This window comes from Leptospira idonii (assembly GCF_004770995.1).
GTDB lineage: Bacteria > Spirochaetota > Leptospiria > Leptospirales > Leptospiraceae > Leptospira_A > Leptospira_A idonii.
The window spans coordinates 1-7,070 of the sequence record NZ_RQHW01000009.1; the positions used below are offsets into that span (position 1 = coordinate 1).

At 34.5% G+C, this 7,070-nt stretch carries 8 protein-coding genes; all 8 read left to right on the forward strand.

The window, feature by feature from the left end:
• Positions 1–99 precede the first annotated feature (99 nt).
• Positions 100–1,014 (forward strand): DUF4238 domain-containing protein, encoded by a 915-nt coding sequence (locus EHS15_RS02660; protein ID WP_135759000.1) that lies wholly within the window; start codon positions 100–102, stop codon positions 1,012–1,014.
• Between the two features lie 613 nt (positions 1,015–1,627).
• The gene (locus tag EHS15_RS02665; RefSeq protein WP_135759001.1) at positions 1,628–2,842 is read left to right on the forward strand and encodes a TRAFs-binding domain-containing protein; all 1,215 of its coding nucleotides are present in this window, start codon (positions 1,628–1,630) and stop codon (positions 2,840–2,842) included.
• Between the two features lie 11 nt (positions 2,843–2,853).
• Complete coding sequence (locus EHS15_RS02670; RefSeq protein ID WP_135759002.1) at positions 2,854–3,438, forward strand: TIR domain-containing protein; 585 nt, start codon at positions 2,854–2,856, stop codon at positions 3,436–3,438.
• 236 nt (positions 3,439–3,674) lie between these two features.
• Positions 3,675–4,478 carry a hypothetical protein gene (locus EHS15_RS02675; RefSeq protein ID WP_135759003.1) on the forward strand — a complete coding sequence of 268 codons (804 nt, stop codon included), beginning with the start codon at positions 3,675–3,677 and terminating at the stop codon, positions 4,476–4,478.
• Between the two features lie 228 nt (positions 4,479–4,706).
• Positions 4,707–5,687 carry a DUF4062 domain-containing protein gene (locus tag EHS15_RS02680; RefSeq protein ID WP_135759004.1) on the forward strand — a complete coding sequence of 327 codons (981 nt, stop codon included), beginning with the start codon at positions 4,707–4,709 and terminating at the stop codon, positions 5,685–5,687.
• Positions 5,688–6,005: 318 nt separating this feature from the next.
• Positions 6,006–6,230: a DUF433 domain-containing protein gene (locus EHS15_RS02685; RefSeq protein WP_135759005.1), complete on the forward strand. Its 225-nt coding sequence runs from the start codon at positions 6,006–6,008 to the stop codon at positions 6,228–6,230.
• Positions 6,220–6,582, forward strand: coding sequence for a DUF5615 family PIN-like protein (locus EHS15_RS02690; protein WP_135759006.1), 363 nt, complete (start codon positions 6,220–6,222; stop codon positions 6,580–6,582). The genes EHS15_RS02685 and EHS15_RS02690 overlap by 11 nt, the downstream gene beginning before the upstream one ends.
• Before the next feature lie 109 nt (positions 6,583–6,691).
• Entirely contained in the window at positions 6,692–6,850 is a 159-nt protein-coding gene (locus EHS15_RS19035) for a hypothetical protein (RefSeq protein ID WP_167884137.1), read from the forward strand.
• Positions 6,851–7,070 lie beyond the last annotated feature (220 nt).

Sequence of the window (7,070 nt, forward strand, 5' to 3'; positions counted from 1 at the left end):
ACATTGGCTACTGTCACTCTCCTTGCAAAAGCAAGCGTCGTGCCAGTCTAGCCAACGTCGGTAAGCCTAGTTCGTTATACGCAATCGCAAAATAATTCAATGAATATTCCTTACAAAAAAAGAAGGCAGCATACCGTTTGGAAGCACTATCTTAAACCTTGGACTGATCGTGATGGTCAAATATTTTGTTCAAGGAATAGAAAAGATGTTTTCAAAGCTTCACTGGAGAATGTAGGTAATATTAGAGATTTCTATAAGCCCCACAAACTAAATTCCGATGAAATAAATCTTCTTCGGCATTTGTTTATTAACAAGAGTCCTGATTATTTAAAAAAATTAAACGAAGATTGGATAAAATTTTTTACAATTATTTTTGAGTTAAAGTATCTATTGGAATTAAATCAACCTACTGAGGAGATTAAAAAAGAATTTGATGTAATTATTCATAATCTTGGAGAAGAATTGCAATCTAGTATTGAAAATAAAGGCAAAAAGTATCTTGATTATCTTTACAATGAAAGTATAGATTTTTATTCAAATTCTGAAGATAATATGAATTTTAATCTATTCATCATGGTTCAATTATTTAGAACTGAAAAGATAAAAAATGGTCTTAAAAATATACCTTTGAATATTCCAAATATAAACTTTGAAAATCTCTTTAATATCATAGCAATTTGTTCTGCAACAAATTCGGCTGGCTCTTTATTTCTCGAAAGAAATTCATATAAACTAAGTTTATTACGCAATAAAACTAAATTTCCTTTCATAACATGTGATTCACCGGTAGTGAATACTAAAGCAAATTTCGAAACGAACGAACCGCCAGTGGATATGGAAATTTTTTATCCAATTACCCCAATTAGTGCAGTAATAATTACAACTGATTTACATTATAACGAATTCATTGATATTGAAAATCCAACGATAATACAAAAATTTAACAGATATATTATCAAATCACATTTTCAACAAATATACTTAAATTCGGAAAATGCTTTATCATTTTTATAAAAGTCTAGTCATTTGCGACTGCGTATAACTACGGCTTACCGCTTCGCTGCGGAACTCGCACAGCTCGCCCTTGCTCGGATTTCACCACATTGGCTACTGTCACTCCTCTTGCAAATGCAAGCCTCGTGCCAGTTTAGCCAACGTCGGTAAGCCTAGTTCGTTAATTGCAATTGGTAGAAATTAAATAAGAAAGCGCGCAAATTGAGAAACAAAAAAAAAGGAAAGAACGAAAACCTTTAATAGTTACTAACTCGAATGCTTATACTGATTTTCAAGCGATGATAACGATTTACGCGCTAAATCAAGAAAAGAAAAAGACAATTTGCGCGCTTGCTTTCACTACACTTCGTATTTTTATTTAATTCAATAAGATACCAACTGCAATTAACTACCGCTTACCGCATCGCTTCGGGATTCGCACGGCTCACCCTCGCTCGGTCTGCGACACATCCCTCTCCGTCACACTCCTTGCAAATGCAAGGAGATGCGCCGACGCTAACGCCTCCTTCACAGGCTCAGCTACGAGGGACGTCGGCAAGCTTAGTCGTTATGTGCAATGCCTCAATTAAACCGATATAATCAATTTAATAAAATTTGAGTAAGGAGATTTTAGATGAAAACATGCTTTGTAATAATGGGTTACGGAATCAAAATTGACTATTCTACAGGTCGCGAATTAGATCTCGACAAAACATACAAAAATATAATTAAACACGTCGTAGAAGAATGCGGATACAAGTGTATAAGGGCAGACGAAATTAGACATTCAGGAACGATCGATTTACATATGTATAAACTACTTTTTGAAGCTGATATTGTAATAGCTGACTTATCAACATCAAATCCTAATGCAATGTATGAGCTAGGAGTTCGGCATGGATTAAAACCATATACAACAATCGCAATAGCGGAAAAAGATCTAAAATATCCATTCGACTTAAATCACACAGTAATAAGACAATACGAACATTTAGGCAAAGACATAGGTTTCGATGAAGTTATGCGTTTTCGAGACGAATTAAGGCAAACCATTTTGGAAATTTCCAATAAAAGCGATGTTGATAGCCCAGTATATACTTTCCTCCAGTCACTTAAACCACCAGAGCTAATAAGACCATTAGACATAGACAATGACCAAAAAGGAGAAACTTTAAGAGAGATTATCGACAAAGGATTACTGCTATTAAATGAAAAGAAAGATTTTATAAAAGCGAAAGAACAATTTGCAAAAGCACTAGAAATCGATATGAACAATACCTATCTCATTCAGAAACTTACTTTAGCTACTTATAAATCAAAAATACCAACAGAAACTGAATCACTTGAGGAAGCCTTAAATCTACTAGATAAACTAAATCCTTCGACAACAACAGACCCTGAAACAATTGGACTAATGGGAGCTATTTGGAAAAGAAAATTTTCCTTATCAAGGGACATAGAAATGCTTAACAAATCTTTAATGTATTACGAAAAAGGTTTTTACTTAAAAAATGATTATTATAACGGAATTAATCTCGCCTATTTATATAATCAACGCGCGTATTTAAGCACAGACAAAAATGAAAGAACAGCAGATAATACTATTGCAGGAAGAATTAGACTTAAAGTAATAGATATTTGCCTTGACCTTATAAAATCGAATTTCGAAGAAAGAAATGATAAATACTGGGTCTACGCAACATTACAGGAAGGTTACTTTGCCTTGGGGAATCTACCGCAATCCGAAAATTATAAGCAACAAGCTTCAAAATTTCTTGAAGGTGAGTGGCAACTTGATTCAACAAATCATCAAATCGAAAACTTAAAAATTTACTTAAGCAAGAAATAAAGAGCAATAAAATGGGTCATAAATGTTTTATTTCGTTCAAAACAGAAGATTTTGAATACAAAAAAGAAATCACAGACAATCATAAAATCGACTTCATTGATAAATCTTTGAAGGAACCAATAAAATCTGATGATCAAGATTATATACTTCAAAAGATTCGTAGTGATTATTTGGCTGATTCAAGTGTAACTATTTTTCTAATCGGCGAAAAAAGCGCTGAGAATTTAGGAAAGGAAGAACAAACCTTTATAAAGCGAGAATTACAAGCATCCTTATATAATGGAAAGGAAAATACACGAAATGGTATACTAGGAATTGTTCTCCCAAAAATGTATTCGAAAGTATATCGCGGTTCAATTATCTGTTCTCAGTGCAATAAAAATCATAATTCGATTGCGATTAACGATTCGACCGTAATTAAGGAGTTTTCTTATAACTATTATATTCCGAACGAAAAGTGTTCCCACTCAGAAGATGACCGATATTGCGTCTTAGTTAAATGGGATGATTTCAAGAAGGATCCGGAAAAATATATAGAAGAAGCTTACAGTAAAAGATCTCAACCAATTTCACAAAAAATCAAAGTTTACCCTTAGCGAAGAATTCTTAAATATTTGATTTAACAATTTCAAGTAATGGAAGGCACTGCACATAACAACGGGGAAACGCTGCGCTGCGGCACTCACGGCCTTGCTTGGGCTGCGCCACATTCCTCTCCGTCACGATTCTTGCTTACGCAAGATTCGCGCCGACGCTAACGCCTCATTCTGAGGCTCAGCTTCGAGGAACGTCGTCCCCCTAGTTCGTTATGCGTCATCCATTAGAATATTATATGACAAATGAAATAGAAGAAAGTTTGAAAGAACAAATTAAACAAAGATTGCTAGACCCTTTAATTGGAATTATCATAATTTCAACAGCACTTTATAACTGGAAATTAATTTTAATTCTAATACTCGATTCAAAGCCAATCATTGAAAGGCTTAATTATATCGAGAATATCTATTTTCTTAATTTTTGCTCATATCTAAATCATTTTGGAATACCTCTATTAATTTCTATCTTTTGGTTCTTTCTATATCCTATTTTAAGACATTATACCTCTATGTATTATACATCGAATTATCTAAAAACGGAAAAAATGAAAGCTGATCTTGCAAATAATGCTAATAATATCCCAAGACTTGAATTGCTAGAGAAAGCCAATAATAAGCTACAATCAATCGAGCCATACTTAATTAAATTCTATAAAATGAATAAAGAAGGCAATGCTTCCTATAATATTCTTAAATGTGAAGCGGCCGAAATTGGCTCTTGGGTAAACGATAATGGTTTCATCGGGAAGCTAGCATATCAAACAAAGGAAAAATCAATTTGGGCAAATGGAATTGTTTTCGAAAAAATGGATAATGGTTATGTCCTAATTCAAACAACTGGTACTGTTTCCTGGGATATAGTCGGAGCATTTACAAAAAAAATACCGACCGAAGTTTCAGATTATTATCTGAGTACAGAACCAGGAAAAATGGAACAAGAAAGATCTAAGATCAGAAAAGAATATCAAACTTTAGGAACCACAACGATCGAAGGAAACGAAGTAACTTTTAAACTTGATCTAAAAGTTACGCCACTGTAAAAAACTGAATGGACAACGCATAACTACGGCTTACCGCTTCGCTTCGAGACTCGCACAGCTCGCTCTTGCTCGGCCTAAAGGCACATTCCCCTTCTGTCACTCGCTTGCAAAAGCAAGCTCTGTGCCAGTCCATAACGCCTCTCTGAGGCTCATGGTCGGGGAACGTCGGGTAGCCTAGTTCGTTATGCGTCATGCTTTACACCAATGAAATAGACCAGGAAATAAAATTTGGAAAAACGATATCAAATATTTGTAAGCTCTACTTTTGCTGATTTAAAGGAAGAACGGTCTCGAGTTATTCAGACTTTAATGGAAATGGATTGTATTCCTGCAGGAATGGAACTATTTCCTGCAGCAGATGAAGAACAATGGGAATTTATAAAAAAAGTAATAAACGACTGTGATTATTATCTCTTAATTATTGGGGGTCGCTATGGTACAACTACTAATGAAGGAATAAGTTATACAGAAAAAGAATATGAATATGCATGTGAAATTGGGCTTAAAATAGTCGCTCTTATTCATGAGAATCCTGATCTTTTGCCAGAAAGCAAAAGCGAGCAAGAGGAAGATTTAAAATTACGGCTACAAAGATTCAGAGAAAGAGTCTCCACAGGTCGTCTTGTAAAAATGTGGAATAAGCCAGAGGATCTACCAGGAAATGTAGCCTTAAGTTTGAATAAAACTATTAAAATGTATCCAGCTTTAGGATGGTCTAGAGGCACAAATGAAGCAAATGAAAAACTTCTTACAGAATTAAATGAATTAAGAAAAGAAAATGAACAACTTAAATATAAAATCAAAAAATATGAAAATGATCTAAGACCAAAAATTGAATTGGCTAGTCTAGATAAAGTTATAAACATAAATGGAGAATATTATAAAACGACTAATCAAAGAAGATTTTTAAATAAGTGGGAAACATCTACTACATGGAAAAATATCTTCTCTCTTATATCCCCTTTTATTTTAAATATGCCAAACGAAGATATGATTAAGATCATTATTGATCGTGAACTATCGAAATTAGCCGGTGTTTCGGGCAACATTACGAACCAAATGTTTCAAACAATAAAAATTCAATTTATTTCTCTAGGGCTTATAGAATCAACTTATGAGAAAACCGTTGCAGGGGGCATGGCTTGGTTTTGGACACTTACCAATGCAGGTAAAAAACTTATGTTAGAATTAAGGACTATAAAAGAATAAAGCACGACGCATAACTACGGCTTACCGCTTCGCTGCGGGATTTGCACAGCAAACCCTTGCTCGGGTTTCACCACATTCCCCTTCTGTCACTCGCTTGCAAAAAAGCAAGCTCTGTGCCAGTCCATAACGCCTCTATGAGGCTCATGGTCGGGGAACGTCGGGTAGCCTAGTTCGTTATGCGTAATGCCGGGAAAATCCACTTATTTGATAAAAAGATTCTGTTTTTTGTAAGAATGGGAGGAGCCAAAATACGAAAATCTCCATTTTCTCTTCTTTCTAAACTTGACTTTCTCATAAACGTAAGACTAAGATTTTATTATGGATTACAAGACTCGACTTACCTCTTCCCCAGATATATTGCTTGGAAAACCGGTTATAAAAAATACAAGAATCGCTGTCGATCTTATCCTCGAAAGACTAGGTAACGGCATGTCCATCGAGGACATTTTAGAGGCTACTCCTAGCATCGAAAGAGAAGATATTCTTGCTTGCATTTCATATTCTAGTGATGTAATCAGTCGAGAAAGCCTCCTTGCAAGTTAGCCTTTTAGCTGATGAAAACGTTGATTTTCGACTTGTAAAACTTCTCAGAAATTCGGGTCAAAAAGTTTTTTCTATATTAGAACAATACAAAGGTATTCCTGACATAGAAGTTATCAATTTAGCAAAAAAACTTAATGCAATCATTTTAACTTTAGATAAAGATTTTGGAGAATGGGTTTTCTCTCATAAAGAATATTCAAATGGTATCATCTTTCTTAGATACAACCCAATCGATTATAAGGATATATTCAATTCACTAAATACTCTACTTAAGAAAAATCCTGAAGGACTATATGGAAAATTTGTCGTTCTCTCTAAGAACAAAATTCGAATAAGAGATATTCATTTATAGAATCTATTGCAATTACCATAGGTTACTTGTTTCTTCCTACATTTCCAAAAGTCGCAAATCAGAATTATAAAAACAAATTTCATTTATGAAATTTAAAAGGTAAATAAACATGAAAATAATCAAATTAATTTCTATTCTCATTATTAGCATTATGTTAATAACTTTGGCAATCGATGCAGCTGGACGAAAAGGAAGTAAACGTGTTGGCGGAACAAATAGCAAAGGAAAAGGGAGTCATTATGTAGGAGGAAAGAAAAAGAGTAAGTAATAACTTTCCGGCACCACGCATAACTACAGCTTACCGCTTCACTTCGAGACTCGCACAGCTCGCTCTCGTTCGGGCTAAAGCCACATTGGCTACTGTCACTCGTTTGCATACGCAAACTACGCGCCAGTTTAGCCAACGTCGGCAAGCCTAGTTCGTTATGCGAAATTCTCAAAACCCTAATAATTCTATGACTATAAAAGAAAAAGAAACTCTCGCAGAT